This window comes from Streptomyces sp. NPDC046977 (genome assembly GCF_040644455.1).
In the GTDB taxonomy this organism is placed as follows: domain Bacteria; phylum Actinomycetota; class Actinomycetes; order Streptomycetales; family Streptomycetaceae; genus Actinacidiphila.
Genome location: NZ_JBEYWO010000003.1, coordinates 88,863 through 106,843, shown reverse-complemented (window position 1 = coordinate 106,843; position 17,981 = coordinate 88,863). Strand labels below are relative to the sequence as shown.

The following is a 17,981-nucleotide window of genomic DNA, read 5'->3' as shown; positions in this document are numbered from 1 at the left end:
GGTCCGGTCGCGGTTGACGGCCGTTGAGGCCGGGTCTCAGACCCAGAAGTCGGTGATGCGCAGACCGAGCTCCGCGAAGAGCTTGCGCAGCAGCGGCAGCGACAGCCCGATGACATTGCCGGAGTCACCCTCGATACCGTCGACGAACGGGGCCGAGCGCCCGTCGAGGGTGAACGCCCCCGCCACCGTCAGCGGCTCGCCGGAGGCGACGTAGGCGGCGATCTCGTCGTCGTCCGGGGTGCCGAAGCGGACCGTGGTCGAGGCGGTCGCCGACACCCGGCGGCCGCCCTGGGACAGGTCGATGACGCAGTGTCCGGTGCGCAGCACACCGGAGCGGCCGCGCATGGCCTTCCAGCGCGCGGTGGCGTCCTCCGCGTCGGAGGGCTTGCCGAGGGCCTGGCCGTCCAGGTCCAGCACGGAGTCGCAGCCGATGACGATCTCCTCGCCGGAGAGTCCCGCGGCGACCGCCGCGGCCTTGGCCTCGGCCAGCACCAGGGCCAGTTCGGCGGGGCTGCCGGCGGTGAACGCCTCCTCGTCGACGCCGCTGACGACGACCCGCGGGTCGAGCCCGGCGTCCTTGAGCAGCCCGAGCCGGGCCGGGGAGGCGGAGGCGAGGACGAGCGGGCGGGTGCGGGCGCTGCGGCTGTCGGTCATGCCGTCATCGTAGTCAGGCGCGCCAGGCCACCAGGGCCGTGATGACGGGGACGGCTACGGCGATCACGAGCATCGCCCGGCGCATCATCGCCTGGGCCTGCCGCATCTCCTCGGGGGGTTCGTCGGACGGTTCGGACCACAGCATCCGTCCAGGGTGCGCCGCGTGCGGCCGCCCGCGCCTGAGTACGGATACTCAGGAACGGGCGGGCACACACGGGCACGGTGCCCGGCTCAGTGCGGCCAGTAGGTGGCGCGCCAGGCGGCGGGAGCCGGGCGGAGCGCCCTGGACGGCACGTTGCGCGCGGGGTCGGCCCACTCGTCGGCGGATCGCGGGCCGTCGGCGGCGCCGGGGGCGGCCGCGGCCCGCGCCTGGACCAGGGCGACGACGGCCGCCAGTTCCTCCGGGGTCGGGTTGCCCCGCTCGACCTTGATCATCATCGTGGGCACACTCCTTACAGCGGGATGTTGCCGTGCTTCTTCGGCGGCAGGCTCTCGCGCTTGTTGCGCAGCGTCCGCAGCCCCTTCACCAGGTGCATGCGGGTCTCCGAGGGCATGATCACCGCGTCGACGTAGCCGCGTTCGGCGGCGACGTACGGGTTCAGCAGCGTGTCCTCGTACTCCCGCATCAGCTCCGCGCGCAGCGACTCGGCCTCCTCCGGCGTACCGGCCTCGGCGAGCGTGCGGCGGTGCAGGATGTTGACCGCGCCCTGGGCGCCCATGACGGCGATCTGGGCGGTCGGCCAGGCCAGGTTGAGGTCGGCGCCCAGGTGCTTGGAGCCCATGACGTCGTAGGCGCCGCCGAACGCCTTGCGGGTGATCACGGTGATCAGCGGCACGGTGGCCTCGGCGTACGCGTAGATCAGCTTGGCGCCGCGCCGGATGATGCCGTTCCACTCCTGGTCGGTGCCCGGCAGGAAGCCGGGGACGTCGACGAAGGTGATGACCGGGACGTTGAAGCTGTCGCAGGTGCGGACGAAGCGCGCCGCCTTCTCACCGGCGTTGATGTCCAGGCAGCCGGCGAACTGCATCGGCTGGTTGGCGACGACGCCGACCGGGCTGCCCTCGATGCGGCCGAAGCCGGTCACGATGTTCGGGGCGAACATCGCCTGGGTCTCCAGGAACTCGCCGTCGTCCAGGACGTGCTCGATGACCTGGTGCATGTCGTACGGCTGGTTCGCCGAGTCCGGGATCAGCGCGTCGAGCTCCAGGTCCTCGGCGCCCACCTCCAGCTCCGCCTCCTGCGGGTAGGAGGGCGCCTCCTGGAGGTTGTTGGACGGCAGGTACGACAGCAGCGCCTTGACGTACTCGATGGCGTCCTTCTCGTCGCCCGCCATGTGGTGCGCGTTGCCCGAGACCGAGTTGTGCGAGCGGGCGCCGCCGAGCTCCTCGAAGCCGACGTCCTCGCCGGTGACGGTCTTGATGACGTCGGGACCCGTGATGAACATGTGCGAGGTCTGGTCGACCATCACCACGAAGTCGGTGATGGCGGGGGAGTACACCGCGCCGCCCGCGCACGGGCCCATGATCAGCGAGATCTGGGGGATCACACCGGAGGCGTGGGTGTTGCGGCGGAAGATCTCGCCGTACAGGCCGAGCGAGGTCACGCCCTCCTGGATGCGGGCGCCGCCGGAGTCGTTGATGCCGATGACCGGGCAGCCGGTCTTCAGCGCCCAGTCCATGACCTTCACGATCTTCTCGCCGAAGACCTCGCCGAGTGCCCCGCCGAACACCGTGAAGTCCTGCGAGAACACCGCGACCGGGCGCCCGTCGACGGTGCCGTAGCCGGTGACGACGCCGTCCCCGTACGGGCGGTTCTTCTCCAGGCCGAAGTTGGTGGAGCGGTGCCGCGCGAGTTCGTCGAGCTCCACGAACGAGTTGTCGTCCAGCAGCAGTTCGATGCGCTCACGGGCCGTCAGCTTGCCCTTGGCGTGCTGCTTCTCCACCGCGCGCGCCGAGCCTGCGTGGGTCGCCTCCTCGGTGCGGCGGCGCAGGTCCGCGAGTTTCCCCGCGGTCGTGTGGATGTCGTACTCCGGCTCAGCCATGGGAGGCGGCTCTCCTGTTCCCGTCGGGTCGGTCTGAGGGTGTGACGTGACTGGCGAGTAATTCTGTTTCCGTAGCGTAACCGCGTGGATGCTGCCCGGTCAGTGCGGCGTTGGCCACACCCCTGCTCCTAGGCTGGGGCACATGACATCGAACCGCTGGTCCGACCTCGACCGCCCGCCGCTGAACGTGACGGCCCTGCGCAAGGCGATCGTCACCCCGGACAGCCGGTGGACCTCCCTCGATCTCGTCGAGGCCACCGGCTCCACCAACAGCGACCTGGGCGCCCGCGCCCGCGAGGGCGCCCCCGAGGGCGCGGTGCTGGTCGCCGAGGAGCAGACGGCGGGCCGCGGCCGGCTGGACCGCCAGTGGCAGGCGCCGGCCCGCTCCGGGCTGTTCTTCTCCGTCCTGCTGCGGCCGTCCGCCGCCCCCGCCCACCGCTGGGGCTGGCTGCCGCTGCTCGCCGGGGTCGCCACGGCCACCGCCGTCGCGCGCACGGCGGGCGTCGACACGGGCCTGAAGTGGCCCAACGACGTGCTGGTGACGGTCGGGGGCGAGGAGCGCAAGACCGGCGGCATCCTCGCCGAGCGGGTGGGCGACGACGCCGTCGTCCTGGGCATCGGGCTCAATGTCACCCTGCGCGAGGACGAGCTGCCGGTGCCCACCGCCGGGTCGCTGGCGCTCGCCGGGGCCAAGGTCGCCGACCGCGATCCGCTGCTGCGCGCCGTGCTGCGCTCGCTGGCCGACTGGTACGGCGAGTGGCTGGCCGCGGAGGGCGATCCGGCCGCCTCGCGGCTCCAGCAGGCCTACGCGGCCGGCTGCACGACCCTGGGCCGCACGGTGCGCGCGATGCTCCCCGGCGGGGCCGAGGTGACCGGCCGCGCGGTCGCCGTGGACGAGGACGGACGCCTGGTCGTCGCCACCGGCACGGGCGAGCAGGCGGTGGCCGCGGGCGACGTCGTCCATGTGCGGCCGGCGGGAGAGTGAGCCAGGCCACACCTGTCGTATGGTTGGTGCGGCAGCCGCCATACAACAGGTGTGCGGAGGGGCCGGAGCGCAGGGACCCTGGAGGGGGCGGGCGGTGAGCGTGGACGACGCGAGCGACCTCCCGTCGCACGACGGACCGGACCGGGAGCCGGGCAGCGGGGCCGAGGGCACCGCACCCGAGGACGAGCCGGACGCCGAGCCGCAGGACGATCCCGGGGCCGGGACCTCCGGTCCGGAAGAGGACCCCATCGCGCTCCGCCTGGAGCAGCTGATCATGGGCGCCGAGCGGCTCTACACGCCGTTCCAGGCGGCCCGCAGCGCCGGTGTCTCCATGGACCTCGCGGCGCGCTTCTGGCGCGCCATGGGCTTCGCCGACATCGGCCAGGCACGGGCCCTGACCGAGGCCGACGTGCTCGCGCTGCGCCGCCTGGCGGGCCTGGTGGAGGCCGGCCTGATCAGCGAGAACACCGCCATCCAAGTGGCCCGCTCCACGGGCCAGACCACCGCGCGGCTCGCCGAGTGGCAGACCGACTCCTTCCTGGAGGAGCTGACCGAGCCGCCGGAGCCCGGCCTGACCCGGGCCGAGGTCGCCTACCCGCTGGTCGAACTGCTGCTGCCGGAGCTGGAGGAGTTCCTGACGTACGTCTGGCGGCGCCAGCTGGCCGCCGCCACCAGCCGGGTCGTGCGCTCCGACGACGAGGAGGCCGTGGACCGCCGGCTCGCCGTCGGCTTCGCCGACCTCGTCGGCTTCACCCGGCTGACCCGGCGGCTGGAGGAGGAGGAACTCGGCGAACTGGTCGAGGCCTTCGAGACCACGGCCGCCGACCAGGTCGCCGCCCACGGCGGGCGGCTGGTCAAGACCCTCGGCGACGAAGTGCTGTTCATCGCCGACGACCCGGGCACCGCGGCGGAGATCGGCATGCGGCTGATCGAGACGATGAACGGCGACGAGACGATGCCCGCGCTCCGCGTCGGCATCGCCTTCGGCACGGTCACCACGCGGATGGGCGACGTCTTCGGCACCACGGTCAACCTGGCGAGCCGGCTGACCTCGATAGCGCCCCGCGACGCGGTGCTCGTGGACGGGGAGCTCGCGCAGGCGCTGGTCGCCGGCGGCGAGGCGCCCGAGTCGGAGGCGGAGATCGAGCCCGGGTCGGACGAGAAGTACCGCTTCGCGCTGCAGCCGATGTGGCGCCGACCGGTGCGCGGTCTGGGCGTCGTGGAGCCCTGGCTGCTGAGTCGGCGCGGCGGCTGAGCGGGCCGGGGGCGCTTTCGCCCGCGGGTCCGGCGCCCTACCCTGCTCGGGTTGGTTCACGATCGTTAACGGCCGACCCGAAGGGGTGCGTGGGCAATGTCCGAGCAGCGGTTTGGTGAGTGGGTGGCGGTCCGCCGGCACGGTGACGCGGGGCGGGTCGCCGAGCTGGTGCTCGACCGGCCGAAGGCGATGAACGCCGTCTCCACGGACATGGCGCGCGGGATCACCGAGGCCTGCGCGGCCCTGGCGGCCGACCGGTCGGTGAGCGTGGCCGTGCTGAGCTCCACCCACGAGCGGGCCTTCTGCGTCGGCGCCGACCTCAAGGAGCGCAACTCCTTCTCCGACGCCGACCTGATGAAGCAGCGCCCGCACACCCGGGCCGCCTACACCGCCGTACTGGAACTGCCGATGCCCTCGGTGGCCGCCGTGCACGGCTTCGCGCTGGGCGGCGGCTACGAACTGGCGCTGGCCTGCGACGTGATCGTGGCGGACCCGACGGCCGTCGTCGGGCTGCCCGAGGTCTCGGTCGGCGTGATCCCCGGAGGCGGCGGCACCCAGCTGCTCCCGCGCCGGGTGGGCGCCGCCCGTGCGGCGCAACTGATCTTCACGGGGCGGCGGGTGCCCGCGGCGGAGGCGCTCGGGCTCGGCCTGATCGACGTCCTCGCCGAGGAGGGCCAGGACGGTGCGGAGGCGCTGGCGCTGGCCGCCCGGATGGCCAGGAACTCCCCGGTGGGGCTGTGGGCCGCCAAGCGGGCGCTGCGCCTCGGCCAGGGCACGGACCTGCGCACCGGCCTGGACGTGGAGGACGCGGCCTGGCGCACGGTCGCCTTCTCCGGGGACCGCGCGGAGGGCGTGGCGGCGTTCAACGAGAAGCGCGACCCGGTGTGGCCGGGGGAGTGATTGGCGCGGGAAACGGCCGTGCCGGGCGGGCCTGGAGCGCGCACGATCCGGTAAACGTCGCAAACTGGTAAAAAGTGTGCGGCGACAGGAGACGGGCGCATGAACGGCACCGGCGGCGGGGACGTGCGACTGCGCGCCGTCGCCGAGCTGGCGCGGGCGGTGGCCGCGGCGAAGTCGCCGATGGAAGCGGTCGTCGCCGCCGCCACCGCCGCCCGGGTCGCCCTCGGCGGCACCATGGCGGCGGTCTCCCGCTGGGAACGCGACCGCGGACGGCTGCGGGTCCTGGTCAACGACGGCGACCTCGCGCCCGACGAGGAGGCGCAGCCCGACGAGGAGGTCTACTCGGTCGCCGACTTCCCCGAGATCGTGGAGTTCCTGCACGGCCGGTGGACCGAGGGCGGCGAGCCGCACGCCTGGGTCGAGACCGCGGAGGGCCCCGCCGGCGACCGTACCGGCGCCTACTGCCACCAGCGGGTCGCCATGCTCCGCCGGCGCGGCCGCTCCTCCTGCGTGATCGCGCCGATCCTGCTGCACGGGCTCGCCTGGGGCGAGCTGTACGTCGCCCGGGCGGCCGGGCGGCCGGTCTTCGACCGGGACGACACCGAGTTCGCCACCGTCCTGGCCGCGCTCACCGCCGCCGGGATCGCGCAGACCGAGCGGCTGGCGGAGGTACGGCGGCTGGCCTTCACCGACCCGCTGACCGGACTGGCCAACCGGCGCGCGGTGGACCAGCGCCTGGAGGAGGCCCTGGAGCGGCACCGCGCCGACGGGACCCCGGTCAGCCTCGTGGTCTGCGACCTCAACGGCCTCAAACGGGTCAACGACCAGCTCGGGCACGCGGTCGGCGACCGCCTGCTGGTCGGCTTCGGCTCGGTGCTCTCGCTGTGCGGCGCGGCACTGGAGGAGAGCCTGGTGGCCCGGCTGGGAGGCGACGAGTTCTGCCTGCTGTCGGTCGGGCACGGGGCCGAGGACGTGGTCCGGGTCGCCGAGGAGCTGTGCGTGCGGACCAAGTGGCTGGGACTGGGCGACGGGGTCGCGGTCGGGGTGGCCTCGACGGACGCGGAGATCGGGCAGGTCACCTCGGCCCGGCGGCTGTTCCGGCTGGCGGACGCCGCCCAGTACCGGGCGAAGGCCCTGCACTCCATCGAGCCGGTCGTCGCGGGCCGCGGGGCGCCGGAGGACCCGGTCGTCCGCCTCGCCGACCAGCCCGCGGGCCACGACGTGGAACGCCGCCGCTTCCGCGGCCGCGACTAGGCGGGCCACGGCCCGCGGGGTCCCGACTGCGGCGGGGGATTTCCGCGCTGCGGTCGCGCTGGCCGCCGGCGGTTACGGCTTGCGCCGGAATCCGGGCTCGCGCGTGCGGACCGGTGCCCGTGCCGTCCCGGCTGCGGCCGGGGTTGTTCCGCGGTCGCCGTCGTGCGGGGTGCGCAGCCGTGGCCGGCGGTGGGGCCGACGGCTTCGGCTTGTGCGGACGGGTCGGTGCCTGTCCCGGTTGTGGTGGGGGTTGCCGCCTGGCGGTGTGCCCGGGGCCTGCGCGGACGCGAGGACTCGGCCGGTTGGTCGTCGCGGTACGCGGTGCGTGTGGTCTGTGGTGGGCGGCCCGAAGCCGGGCTCGTGCGGGTGCCGGGGTTCGGCCGGTTGATCGCCGTCGTGCGGGGGTGCCCGCGGGGTCGCCCAGGCGGGTCGCGGTCCCGGTTGCGGTGGTGTTGTTCCCCTGCGGTGGTGCGTTGGCCGCGGGCCTACGGGGTGTGCAGCCGCAGTGGGTGGTGGGTGCCGCCGGTTTCGGCTTGCGCCGGGAGTCCGGCTTGCGCGTGCGGGTCGGTACCTGTCCCCGGCTGCTGTGGTGGTTGGCGCTGCGGTGTGCAGGCCGGTCGCCGTCCCGGTTGCGGTCGGGGGTTGTCGCGTTGCGGTGTGTTGGTCGCCGGAGTGCGGGGTGCTGGTGGCGGCGGCTTCGGCTTGTGTTGGGGGCTGGGCTGGCGCAGCTGGGTCGGTGTCCGTGCCATCCCGGGTGGGGGGCTTGCGCTGTGGTGCGCCGGGATGGGGCGGTTGGTCGCCGCCGTGCCCGGGCGGGTCGGTGGCCGCGCAGTCCCGGTGCTGTGGTTGTTCGCGCTGCGGTGTGCCGCAGGGTGGGTGTGAGGGCTCGGTCGGTTGTCGCCGCCGTGCGGGGTGCCCGTGGGCTTGCGCGGGCGGGTTGGTGACCGCGCCGTTCCGGCTGTTGTTCCCGCTCGGGGGCGCAAGCCGGGCTTGCGCGCTCGTGGGGGCCCGCGGCCCCCCCGCGTAGGGTCGGAAACCGGACACGTGACAGGTTGGGATTCAGTCCGTAGGGTGCGTGAATATGGGTATGCATAACGTGGTGATCGGGGCCCACGGGGCCACGGTGGAGGATGTGCTGGCTGTCGCCCGCGGTGGCGCGCACGTGGAGCTGTCGGCGGAGGCACTGGCCGGGATCGCCGCGGCGCGCGACGTCGTCGACGCGCTGGCGGCGAAGCCGGAGCCGGTCTACGGCGTGTCCACCGGCTTCGGCGCGCTGGCCGTGCGGCACATCAGCCCCGAACTGCGCGCCCAGCTCCAGCGCAGCCTCGTGCGCTCGCACGCGGCCGGCATGGGCCCGCGCGTGGAGCGCGAGGTCGTCCGCGCGCTGATGTTCCTGCGCCTGAAGACGCTCGCGTCCGGCCGGACCGGTGTGCGCCCCGTCGTCGCCGAGACGATGGCCGCCCTGCTCAACGCGGGCATCACCCCCGTCGTCCACGAGTACGGCTCGCTGGGCTGCTCCGGCGACCTGGCCCCGCTCGCGCACTGCGCGCTGGTGCTCATGGGCGAGGGCGAGGCGGAGGGCCCCGACGGCGTCGTGCGCCCCGTTCCCGAGCTGCTGGCCGCGCACGGCATCGCGCCCGTCGAACTGCGCGAGAAGGAGGGCCTGGCCCTCATCAACGGCACCGACGGCATGCTCGGCATGCTCGTGATGGCCCTCGACGACCTGCGTCTGCTGTTCACCTCCGCCGACGTCACCGCCGCGCTGTCCCTGGAGGCGCTGCTCGGTACCGACAAGGTGCTCGCCCCCGAACTGCACGCCATCCGCCCGCACCCGGGCCAGGCCGCCAGCGCCTCCAACATGCGCCGTGTGCTGGCCGGTTCCGGGCTCACCGGGCACCACCAGGACGACGCCCCGCGTGTGCAGGACGCGTACTCGATCCGCTGCGCCCCGCAGGTGGCCGGCGCGGGCCGCGACACCGTGGCGCACGCGCTGACCGTCGCCGAGCGCGAGCTCGCCTCGGCCGTGGACAACCCCGTGGTGGTGTTCGGGGACGAGGGCTCCGAAGGGCGGCTGGAGTCCAACGGCAACTTCCACGGCGCTCCCGTGGCCTACGTGCTGGACTTCCTGGCCATCGCCGCCGCGGACCTCGGCTCGATAGCGGAACGCCGCACCGACCGGCTGCTGGACAAGAGCCGTTCGCACGGCCTGCCCGCCTTCCTGGCCGACGACCCGGGCGTGGACTCGGGCCTGATGATCGCTCAGTACACGCAGGCCGCGCTCGTCAGCGAGAACAAGCGGCTCGCGGTCCCCGCCTCGGTGGACTCCATCCCCTCCTCCGCGATGCAGGAGGACCACGTCTCGATGGGCTGGTCGGCCGGGCGGAAGCTGCGGCAGGCGGTGGACAACCTGACCCGCATCGTGGCGATCGAGCTGTTCGCCGCGTCCCGGGCGATCGAGATGCGGGTGCAGGGCAGCGAGGTGCTGGTGCCGGCGCCCGCGTCACAGGCGGTGCTCAAGGCGGCACGTGAGGCGGATGTGACCGGCCCGGGCCCGGACCGCTTCCTGGCCCCGGACCTGGCGGCCGCGTACGAATTCGTCCGCAGCGGCGCCCTGGTGGCGGCGGCCGAGTCGGCGACCGGGCCGCTCGCCTGAGATCTGCCGGTCAGTAGGCGCGGGCGCGGCGGCTCGCATTGAGGACGAGCGCCGCGCCCATGCCGAGGAACGCGGTGCCGCCGATCAGGTACGGCGTGGTGTCGACACTGCCGGTGTCCGCGAGCTGCTGTTCCCCCGCACCGCCGGACGCGGTGGTGGAGGTCGCCGTGGACACCTGGGCAGCCGTCGTCGTCGTGTGCTCCGGGTCGGCGGACGCGTTCGGTACGAAGTAGAGCGCGCCGAGCACGGCCGCCGAGGCGACGGCGACGTAAGCGGGAGAGCGGTACGAGGTCAATGGATCCCCCAGCGGATGCGGTGACTTGACCGTGGAGCCCGATGTTAGTGAGACAAGGGGTGCGGAGGGAAGTTCGAACCTGGAACGCACCCTTCCGTAACCTCCGCGCCGCTCCGGCGGGTATCCTCCCGGCCGGATCCGGGTGCCTCCCCCCGCGGCGGGCCGCGCGAGCATACGCTCCGTCACATGAGCACTACTGACATCCCCATCGGGGAGACCGGGCCGCGTTACGTGCGGCTCCAGGTCGAGCTGGTCCTGGAGATCACGGGGCCCGACGAGCTGACGGATGCCGCGCTCGACCAGCTCGGCGGCGACGAGTACATGCCGGACGACGAGCGGCAGCACGCGGAGTCCTCGGTCCGCCAGGACGAGTCGGAGGCGCTGGCGTACCTGGTCGATCCGTTCGACCTGGTCACGGGCGTGCCAGGGGTCGATATGGTCCAGGCGTCCTGGTCCTGCGCTCACACCGAGTACGACCCCGACTCCGATGAGTGGGACCTCTACGACGACGAATCCGCCGACGACGCCGACGACGACGAAGCCGAGGAGGCCGGCGGTGACCGAGTTCCGGAAGGGAAGGAACCGGGCGGCCGCTGAACGCGTCATCCCCTGTGCGTGACTCACAGGCCCCGGGCCCATCATTGGGTCCGGGGTTCCGTATGAGCTGCTGCGGGCAACGCGATCGTGTTGTTCCCCACACTCTGCGGCGTGGAGGAACGGACCTAAGACCCTGGCAGTTCCCGAGAGTACGACCGACGCTCGAATGAGGTCCGCGGCTTGCGTAGCCGCGGGCTGGGGGATCGCGTACCGAAGACATTGGAGATTCGTGTGAAGCGCGCCGAGACCGGCACAGCCAACGACCCGCGCCCCACCCGCAAGCGGGGGGCTGAGCTGGCAGCCATTGCTCTGCTGGCCGTCGGCGCGATCACGCTGACCGCCTGCGGGGGGGACAAGGCGGACGCCGGCACCGACAACACCGTCAAGTCCCAGGCGTCGGTGGACGACGCGGCGGCCAAGGACGCCTCCGACGCCCGAATAGCCATCACCCCCAAGGCCGGCGCGGACAACGTCAGCATCAACTCCGGCTCCAAGGTCGCCGTCACCGAGGGCAAGCTGAGCGCCGTGACGATGACCTCCGTCGCGGACGGCAAGGAGGTCGAGGGGACGATCTCGGCCGACGGCACGAGCTGGGCGCCGAACGCGCCGCTGGAGCGCGCCACCAAGTACTCGATCGTCGCGAAGGCGGAGGACACGAAGGGCCGCAAGGCCACGGAGAACTCGACCTTCACGACCGTCTCCGCCGCGCACAGCTTCATCGGCTACTACACCCCCGAGGACGGCCAGACCGTCGGCGTGGGCATGCCGGTGTCGATCAACTTCAACAAGGCCATCACCGACAAGAAGGCCGTCCAGACCGGGGTCACGGTCACCTCCAGCACCGGCCAGCAGGTCGTCGGCCACTGGTTCAACTCCACCCGCCTGGACTTCCGCCCCCAGAACTACTGGACCGCCGGCTCCACGGTCACGGTCAAGCTGAACCTGGACGGCGTCCAGGGCGCCAGCGGTGTCTACGGCGTCCAGCAGAAGACCGTCTCCTTCAAGATCGGCCGCAGCCAGGTCTCCACGGTCGACGCCTCGACCCACCAGATGAAGGTCGTCCGCGACGGCCAGGTCGTCAAGAACATCCCGATCTCGGCGGGCTCGGACGAGCACACCACCTACAACGGCCAGATGGTGATGTCCGAGAAGTTCACCGAGACCCGGATGAACGGGGCGACCGTCGGCTTCACCGACGACGACGGCAAGGGCGAGTACGACATCAAGGACGTGCCGCACGCCATCCGCCTGACCACGTCCGGCACCTTCATCCACGGCAACTACTGGGGCTCGGACGGGGTCTTCGGCCACGTCAACACCAGCCACGGCTGCGTGGGCCTGAACGACACCAAGGGCGCCAAGGACACCAGCACCGACGCGTACTGGTTCTTCACCCACTCGATCGTCGGCGACGTGGTGATCGTGAAGAACTCCAAGGACAAGACGGTCGACCCGGCCAACGGGCTCAACGGCTGGAACATGAGCTGGGCCGACTGGAAGGCCGGCAGCGCGGTCTGATTTTTTCTTGGCTCGGTTCGCCTCCGGGGCGCCTGTTGCGCCTGTCGACAGTCGACCATGCTCGGCCCCTCGTTCCTCGGGGCCTGTGCGTGCTCTCCTTTTCGACAGGCGCGCGCCCCTTCGGCTCACTCGCCAGGGCGCCACAGGGGCCCGGAACCTTCTGGTTCCGGGCCCCTGTGCATGCCGGGTCGGTCAGTCCTTGGAGCCGTCCACGATGACCGGGGTGCCGTTGCTGTTCGTGCCGCAGGGGACCGCGTAGACGGGGTGGGACTTGGCGGCCTCCTTGTAGGCGTCCAGGCACTGGTTGTAGAGCACCTTGTCGCTGAGCGAGCCCGCGATGATCCGGTTGGCGCGGGCGATGCCCTCCGCCTCGATCCGCTTGCGCTCGGCCTCGGCCTTGGCCGTGCGGGCCGCCTCGACCGCGCGCTCGGTGTCCTGCTCCTGCTGGATCTTCTTGTCGATCTGCGTCTGCAGCTGGTCGGACGGCCGCACATTGCGCAGGTTGACGGCGGTGATGTCGATGCCGCGCGGCGCGAGGCGCTCCTTGATCAGGGCGTCGATCTCCCCGCCGATCTCCTCGCGGGCGGAGGCGTAGCCCTCCTCACTGGTGTGCTGGGCGAAGACGTTGCGGATGATCTCGCGGCTGTCCGGCACGACCAGGCGTTCCTGGATGGCCTCCTCGTTGCCCGCCAGCCGGTAGAGGTCGACGGCCTTGGCGGGCACCACGGCCCACTTCACGGTGACGTCCGCGTACAGCACGCCGCCCTGCGAGGAACGGACCTCGACGACGTCCTTGTCGTAGAGGTTGAGGTCCGCGGGGCGGGTGGAGAAGGAGGTGATGTCGGTGAACGGCGACTTGAAGTGGACGCCGGAGGTCAGCGGCGAGCCCACCTTGCCGAAGGTCACGGGCACGCCGACCTCGTAGGCGCTGACGACGTGGACGCAGGCGAAGACGCCGGCCAGGACGCCGCCGAGCGCGGTGAGGGCGGCGCCCAGTTTCCAGCCCCCGGTGCGGCCGCGGCCGACGAAGAACAGCACGACGGCCGCGATCAGCAACAGGATGCACAGCACAAGCACGGGAATCCCCCCGGGACGGACACGATCCGCGCCGCCTCCCCGTGCGGCGCGGATGCGCATCGTAACGGGCCCTGGTGTCTAAGGGGTTCGCAATTGCTGAGGGTCGTCGAGGAGATCGCGCACGACGCTGTACGCCGCGCCCAGCAGGACGCCCTCGCGGCCGAGCCGGGACACCAGGACCGCGTCCGCGGGCCATTGGCGGTCCGTCACGCGCCGGTCCAGCTCCCGCACCAGCGCCCCGCGCAGCCACGGGGCGAGCGCGGCCAGGGTGCCGCCCAGCACGACGGCCTGCGGGTCCAGCAGGTTCACCGCGCCGCTCAGGGCGATGCCGAACGCCTGCCCGGCGGCGGCCAGTGCCTTGAGCGCCGGGGCGTCGTTCCCGGCGGCCGCGGTGTGCAGGGCCTTGAGGGCGTCCAGCCGGTCGGGGCCGATCCCGGCGGCCCGTAGCACCGCCTCCTCGCCGGCGTACTGCTCCAGGCAGCCCCGGGAGCCGCAGGAGCAGTGGGGGCCGTTGGGGAACACCGGTACGTGGCCCAGCTCACCGGCGAAGCCGCGGGCGCCGCGGAAGAGCCGGCCGTCGATCACGAGCGCGGCGCCGATGCCGATCTCCGCCGAGACGTGCACGAAGTCCGTGACGCCCTCGTGGCCGCCGAGCCACAGCTCGGCCAGGGCGCCGAGGTTGGCCTCGTTGTCGATCAGGGTCGGGGTGGGGGTGAGGCCGTCGAAGTACTGGGCGGCCGGCACGTCCTCCCAGTCGAGGTTGGGGGCGCGTGTGACCTCCCGCCGGTCGCGCCCGACCAGGCCGGGGACGGCGACCGTGAGTCCGGCGGGGAACAGCCCGCTGTCGTGGACCTCGGCTGTCACCTCCCGGACGAGCGTGGCCAGTTCGCGCAGCACTTCGAGGGCCGGACGGCCGCGGTTGGCGGCCTCGACGCGGGCCCGGACGCGGACCGTGCCGCGCAGGTCGATCGCGCAGACCGCCAGGTGGTCGACGCCGACCTCGGCGCCCAGGCCCACCGGGCCGCTGTCGCTGAGGGCGAGCGCGGTGCCGGGCCGGCCGACCGTGCCGGGGCGCTGTGTGCCGAGCTCCACGAGCAGCCCGGTCGCCAGCAGCTCGTCCACCAGCGTCGAGACCGTCGCGCGGGTCAGGCCGACCTCCGCGGCCACCGCGGCGCGCGACATCTCGCCGTGCTCGGCCACGGCATGGGCCACCAGGGCCAGATTCCGCCTCCGCACGCCCGCCTGCGATCCCGGGCCGTCCGCCACGTGCCGATCTCCTCTCGTCCGATGCCTGCTGTCTGATAAGTGGTGTTCTGTCCTACCCTCGCACGCCCTGCGGTCGGGTCAACCGCCCGTCGGCCGGGCCCGGAGGTGCATCCGCTCGCCCTGGGCCCCGAAGAGGCTCAGGAACTCCACGGGCTGCGGTCCCGCGTTGGCGAAGCCGTGCGGGGTGCGGGTGTCGAACTCGGCGGCCTCGCCCGCGGTGAGCACGAGATCGTGGTCGCCGAGGGTCAGCCGCAGCCGTCCGGACAGCACGTAGACCCACTCGTACCCCTCGTGCTGCCCCTGCTCGGGCCGGACCGCCGGGTCCTGGGGCGCCTGGATGATCATCTTGTACGCGTGCAGCCCGCCCAGGTAGCGGGTGAGCGGCACGAAGGTCTTCCCGTGCCGGGTGACGGGGCGCGGATGGACGCGCGGGTCCCCGGTCGGCGGCGCTCCCACCAGCTCGTCCAGCGGCACGCCGTACGCCTTCGCCAGCGGCAGCAGCAGTTCCAGCGTCGGTTTGCGCTGCCCGGACTCCAGCCGCGACAGGGTGCTCGACGAGATGCCGGTCCGCTCGCCGATCTGCGCCAGGGTGGCGCCCCGTTCGCGCCGCAGCGCCCGTAGCCGCGGTCCGACGCCGGACAGCACGCCGGGTATGTCGTCGTCCGTCATGCCTCCATTTGCCGTTCCGGCAAGCACGGTTGTCAAGGCCGTACCGGATGGCGGGCGGTCTCCCGCTCCGGTGCGGCCCGCGCGGACGGCGTTCCGCGCGGGCCGGACCGGGCGGCCGCGGCGCCGCGGCCGAGCGCTCACGCCACGCCGAAGGCCCGCGACAGCTCCGCCCCGATGCGGCCGAGGGTCTCCTCGTCGCGCGGGACCGGGTCGTACGACGGGCCCTCGGCGGTGTTCCAGCGGCGGGCGATCTCCTGCGGGGTCTCGCCCGTCAGCAGGGCCGCCGCCTGGGCCGCCGCGCCGAGCGCGACGAGCTCGTCCGCCACCGGGACGCGCACCGCGCGGCCGGACAGCCGCCGCACCGTCTCCCGCCAGGCGGTGCCCCGGGCGCCGCCGCCGATCAGCAGCAGGGGCGCGTCGGAGAGGGTGCCGTCGACCGCGAGCACCTGGTCGAGCGCGCTGAGCAGCGCGTACGCGGCGCCGTCGTAGGCGGCCTGGAGGATCTGCCCCGGCGTGGTGTCGTGCCGCAGCCCGGTCAGCAGGCCGGAGGCGTACGGCAGGTTGGGCGTGCGCTCGCCGTCGAGGAACGGCAGCAGCACGGGGGAACCGCCCGGGGCGACGGCCTCCCGGTCCAGGGAGAGCAGGGCCGCGACCTTGTCGACCGCGAGCGTGCAGTTCAGGGTGCAGGCCAGCGGCAGCCAGCCGCCGTGGCCGCCGGCGAAGCCGGCGACGATGCCCGTCGGGTCGGCGGGACGGGCCGCCGAGGGGGTGTAGACGGTGCCGGAGGTGCCCAGGCTGAGCGCCGGCTGCCCCGGGGCGAGGCCGAGGCCGAGGGCGGCGGCCGCGTTGTCGCCGGTGCCCGCGGCGACCAGGGCGCCCTCGCGCAGCGGCAGGCCCGGCAGGACGGCGCCGGCCCGCTCGCCGGGGCCGAGGACGCGGGGCAGCAGGGCCGGGTCCAGGCCGATCGAGGCGAGCATCGCCTCGTCGTACGCCTCGGTGTCGGTGGCCCACCAGCCGGTGCCGGAGGCGTCGCCCCGGTCGGTGACGGCGGCGCCGCTCAGCCGCTCGGTGAGGAAGTCGTGGGGCAGCCGCACGGCCGCCGCGGCCTTGGCGGCCTCCGGCTCGTGCTCGGCCAGCCACGCCCACTTGGTGACGGTGAAGCTCGTGCCGGGCACGCTGCCGAAGCGCTCCGCCCACCAGGCGGCGCCGTGCTTCTCGACCAGGGCGGCGGCCTGGGGCGCGGAGCGCACGTCGTTCCAGAGCAGCGCGGGCCGCACCGGCTTCCCGTCCGCGTCCAGCACGACCAGGCCGTGCTGCTGCCCGCCGACGGAGATCGCGCCGGCCTCCGCGGCGTACGGGCCCAGCTGGGCCAGTGCCTCGCCGAGTGCCGTCCACCACACCTCGGGGTCGGTCTCGCGTCCCTCGCCCTCGCTCACCACATGCCGTGCCTGGCCCCTGGCCAGCACTTTTCCGGTCTCCACCTCGACTGCCAGCACCTTGGTGGACTGCGTGGAGCTGTCCACACCCAGTGCGATCGTTCCGTGCCCCATGTCGCGGCTCATGCTGCGGCTCCCTTCACAAAGCGGCGTTCGCATATTAATTTGTTCAACGGTCTTACGAATAGGAGCCGCCGCGATGAGTTTCACCCCCACCCCCGACGACAAGTTCACCTTCGGTCTCTGGACCGTCGGCTGGCAGGGTCGCGACCCCTTCGGCGAGGCGACCCGCCCCGCGCTCGACCCCGTCGAGAGCGTCAGCCGGCTCGCCGAGCTCGGTGCGTACGGCGTCACCTTCCACGACGACGACCTGATCCCCTTCGGCTCGGACGACAGCGCGCGTGAGGGCCACATCAAGCGCTTCCGCCAGGCCCTGGACGCCACCGGCCTGAAGGTGCCGATGGCCACCACCAACCTCTTCACGCACCCGGTCTTCAAGGACGGCGGCTTCACCGCGAACGACCGCGAGGTGCGGCGCTTCGCACTCCGCAAGACCATCCGCAACATCGACCTCGCCGCCGAGCTCGGCGCCAAGGTCTATGTCGCCTGGGGCGGCCGCGAGGGCGCCGAGTCCGGTGCCGCCAAGGACGTGCGGGTCGCCCTCGACCGCTTCAAGGAGGCGTTCGACCTCCTCGGCGAGTACGTCATCGAGCAGGGCTACGACATCCGCTTCGCCATCGAGCCCAAGCCGAACGAGCCGCGCGGCGACATCCTGCTGCCGACCATCGGCCACGCGCTGGCGTTCATCAACGAGCTGGCCCACCCCGAGCTCGTCGGCCTCAACCCCGAGGTCGGCCACGAGCAGATGGCCGGGCTGAACTTCCCGCACGGCATCGCCCAGGCGCTGTGGCACGGCAAGCTCTTCCACATCGACCTCAACGGCCAGACCGGCATCAAGTACGACCAGGACCTGCGCTTCGGCGCCGGCGACCTGCGCTCCGCGTTCTGGCTGGTCGACCTGCTGGAGTCGGCCGGTTACGAGGGCCCGCGCCACTTCGACTTCAAGCCCCCGCGGACCGAGGACATGGACGGTGTGTGGGCGTCCGCCGCCGGCGGCATGCGCAACTACCTCATCCTCAAGGAGCGCGCCGCCGCGTTCCGCGCCGACCCGGCCGTGCAGGAGGCGCTGAAGGCCTCCCGCCTGGACCAGCTGGCGCAGCCGACCCTCGGCGAGGGCGAGAGCCTGGCCGACCTGCTCGCCGACCGCGGCGCCTACGAGGAGTTCGACGCCGACGCCGTCGCCACCCGCGGGTCCGCCTTCGAGCAGCTGGACCAGCTCGCCATGGACCACCTGCTCGGCACCCGCTGATCAGGCCCACG

At 73.0% G+C, this 17,981-nt stretch carries 17 protein-coding genes; 8 read left to right on the top strand and 9 right to left on the bottom strand.

Going from position 1 to position 17,981, the window contains the following annotated elements:
- Positions 1–36: 36 nt before the first annotated feature.
- The 4 genes from ABZ883_RS05505 to ABZ883_RS05490 all read right to left on the bottom strand — a co-directional run bounded on the left by ABZ883_RS05505 (position 37) and on the right by ABZ883_RS05490 (position 2,696).
- Positions 37–654 (bottom strand): nucleoside triphosphate pyrophosphatase, encoded by a 618-nt coding sequence (locus ABZ883_RS05505; protein ID WP_360901926.1) that lies wholly within the window; start codon positions 652–654, stop codon positions 37–39.
- A gap of 13 nt (positions 655–667) precedes the next feature.
- A complete protein-coding gene (locus ABZ883_RS05500; protein WP_360901923.1) occupies positions 668–799 on the bottom strand; it encodes a hypothetical protein in 132 nt (43 codons plus the stop codon).
- A gap of 86 nt (positions 800–885) precedes the next feature.
- Positions 886–1,089 (bottom strand): acyl-CoA carboxylase subunit epsilon, encoded by a 204-nt coding sequence (locus ABZ883_RS05495; RefSeq protein ID WP_360902925.1) that lies wholly within the window; start codon positions 1,087–1,089, stop codon positions 886–888.
- 17 nt (positions 1,090–1,106) lie between these two features.
- A complete protein-coding gene (locus ABZ883_RS05490) occupies positions 1,107–2,696 on the bottom strand; it encodes an acyl-CoA carboxylase subunit beta (RefSeq protein ID WP_360901920.1) in 1,590 nt (529 codons plus the stop codon).
- A gap of 142 nt (positions 2,697–2,838) precedes the next feature.
- Between ABZ883_RS05490 and ABZ883_RS05485 the strand changes: the two genes are divergently transcribed.
- From ABZ883_RS05485 to hutH, 5 genes are all read left to right on the top strand, one after another.
- Positions 2,839–3,681: a biotin--[acetyl-CoA-carboxylase] ligase gene (locus tag ABZ883_RS05485; RefSeq protein WP_360901917.1), complete on the top strand. Its 843-nt coding sequence runs from the start codon at positions 2,839–2,841 to the stop codon at positions 3,679–3,681.
- Positions 3,682–3,775: 94 nt separating this feature from the next.
- On the top strand, positions 3,776–4,936 hold the full coding sequence (locus tag ABZ883_RS05480; RefSeq protein WP_360901914.1) for an adenylate/guanylate cyclase domain-containing protein: 1,161 nt from the start codon (positions 3,776–3,778) through the stop codon (positions 4,934–4,936).
- 96 nt (positions 4,937–5,032) lie between these two features.
- Complete coding sequence (locus ABZ883_RS05475) at positions 5,033–5,836, top strand: enoyl-CoA hydratase-related protein (RefSeq protein ID WP_360901911.1); 804 nt, start codon at positions 5,033–5,035, stop codon at positions 5,834–5,836.
- Between the two features lie 99 nt (positions 5,837–5,935).
- The gene (locus ABZ883_RS05470) at positions 5,936–7,090 is read left to right on the top strand and encodes a GGDEF domain-containing protein (RefSeq protein WP_360901908.1); all 1,155 of its coding nucleotides are present in this window, start codon (positions 5,936–5,938) and stop codon (positions 7,088–7,090) included.
- A 1,087-nt stretch (positions 7,091–8,177) separates the two neighbouring features.
- A complete protein-coding gene (gene hutH / locus ABZ883_RS05465; protein WP_360902922.1) occupies positions 8,178–9,743 on the top strand; it encodes a histidine ammonia-lyase in 1,566 nt (521 codons plus the stop codon).
- Between the two features lie 10 nt (positions 9,744–9,753).
- Here hutH and ABZ883_RS05460 read toward each other — a convergent pair whose 3' ends face one another.
- A complete protein-coding gene (locus ABZ883_RS05460; protein WP_360901905.1) occupies positions 9,754–10,038 on the bottom strand; it encodes a hypothetical protein in 285 nt (94 codons plus the stop codon).
- Between the two features lie 186 nt (positions 10,039–10,224).
- On the opposite strand from ABZ883_RS05460, the gene ABZ883_RS05455 reads away from it, so the two are divergent.
- A complete protein-coding gene (locus ABZ883_RS05455; protein WP_360901902.1) occupies positions 10,225–10,635 on the top strand; it encodes a hypothetical protein in 411 nt (136 codons plus the stop codon).
- Positions 10,636–10,866: 231 nt separating this feature from the next.
- Complete coding sequence (locus ABZ883_RS05450; protein WP_360901900.1) at positions 10,867–12,153, top strand: Ig-like domain-containing protein; 1,287 nt, start codon at positions 10,867–10,869, stop codon at positions 12,151–12,153.
- 192 nt (positions 12,154–12,345) lie between these two features.
- Here ABZ883_RS05450 and ABZ883_RS05445 read toward each other — a convergent pair whose 3' ends face one another.
- The 4 genes from ABZ883_RS05445 to xylB form a co-directional block, all read right to left on the bottom strand.
- Positions 12,346–13,230 carry a prohibitin family protein gene (locus ABZ883_RS05445; RefSeq protein WP_360901897.1) on the bottom strand — a complete coding sequence of 295 codons (885 nt, stop codon included), beginning with the start codon at positions 13,228–13,230 and terminating at the stop codon, positions 12,346–12,348.
- 78 nt (positions 13,231–13,308) lie between these two features.
- Positions 13,309–14,496 carry an ROK family transcriptional regulator gene (locus ABZ883_RS05440; RefSeq protein WP_360901894.1) on the bottom strand — a complete coding sequence of 396 codons (1,188 nt, stop codon included), beginning with the start codon at positions 14,494–14,496 and terminating at the stop codon, positions 13,309–13,311.
- Positions 14,497–14,574: 78 nt separating this feature from the next.
- Positions 14,575–15,165 carry an XRE family transcriptional regulator gene (locus tag ABZ883_RS05435; RefSeq protein ID WP_360901891.1) on the bottom strand — a complete coding sequence of 197 codons (591 nt, stop codon included), beginning with the start codon at positions 15,163–15,165 and terminating at the stop codon, positions 14,575–14,577.
- A 137-nt stretch (positions 15,166–15,302) separates the two neighbouring features.
- Complete coding sequence (gene xylB, locus ABZ883_RS05430) at positions 15,303–16,727, bottom strand: xylulokinase (RefSeq protein ID WP_360901888.1); 1,425 nt, start codon at positions 16,725–16,727, stop codon at positions 15,303–15,305.
- Between the two features lie 73 nt (positions 16,728–16,800).
- On the opposite strand from xylB, the gene xylA reads away from it, so the two are divergent.
- The gene (gene xylA / locus ABZ883_RS05425; RefSeq protein WP_360901885.1) at positions 16,801–17,970 is read left to right on the top strand and encodes a xylose isomerase; all 1,170 of its coding nucleotides are present in this window, start codon (positions 16,801–16,803) and stop codon (positions 17,968–17,970) included.
- The last annotated feature ends 11 nt before the right edge of the window (positions 17,971–17,981 follow it).

Bases quoted from the DNA above. Each gene is read 5' to 3' on its own strand.
- ABZ883_RS05505 (WP_360901926.1), bottom strand. From the start codon at position 654: ATGACCGACAGCCGCAGCGCCCGCACCCGCCCGCTCGTCCTCGCCTCC.
- ABZ883_RS05500 (WP_360901923.1), bottom strand. From the start codon at position 799: ATGCTGTGGTCCGAACCGTCCGACGAACCCCCCGAGGAGATGCGGCAG.
- ABZ883_RS05495 (WP_360902925.1), bottom strand. From the start codon at position 1,089: ATGATCAAGGTCGAGCGGGGCAACCCGACCCCGGAGGAACTGGCGGCC.
- ABZ883_RS05490 (WP_360901920.1), bottom strand. From the start codon at position 2,696: ATGGCTGAGCCGGAGTACGACATCCACACGACCGCGGGGAAACTCGCG.
- ABZ883_RS05485 (WP_360901917.1), top strand. From the start codon at position 2,839: ATGACATCGAACCGCTGGTCCGACCTCGACCGCCCGCCGCTGAACGTG.
- ABZ883_RS05475 (WP_360901911.1), top strand. From the start codon at position 5,033: ATGTCCGAGCAGCGGTTTGGTGAGTGGGTGGCGGTCCGCCGGCACGGT.
- ABZ883_RS05470 (WP_360901908.1), top strand. From the start codon at position 5,936: ATGAACGGCACCGGCGGCGGGGACGTGCGACTGCGCGCCGTCGCCGAG.
- hutH (WP_360902922.1), top strand. From the start codon at position 8,178: ATGCATAACGTGGTGATCGGGGCCCACGGGGCCACGGTGGAGGATGTG.
- ABZ883_RS05455 (WP_360901902.1), top strand. From the start codon at position 10,225: ATGAGCACTACTGACATCCCCATCGGGGAGACCGGGCCGCGTTACGTG.
- ABZ883_RS05435 (WP_360901891.1), bottom strand. From the start codon at position 15,165: ATGACGGACGACGACATACCCGGCGTGCTGTCCGGCGTCGGACCGCGG.
- xylB (WP_360901888.1), bottom strand. From the start codon at position 16,727: ATGAGCCGCGACATGGGGCACGGAACGATCGCACTGGGTGTGGACAGC.
- xylA (WP_360901885.1), top strand. From the start codon at position 16,801: ATGAGTTTCACCCCCACCCCCGACGACAAGTTCACCTTCGGTCTCTGG.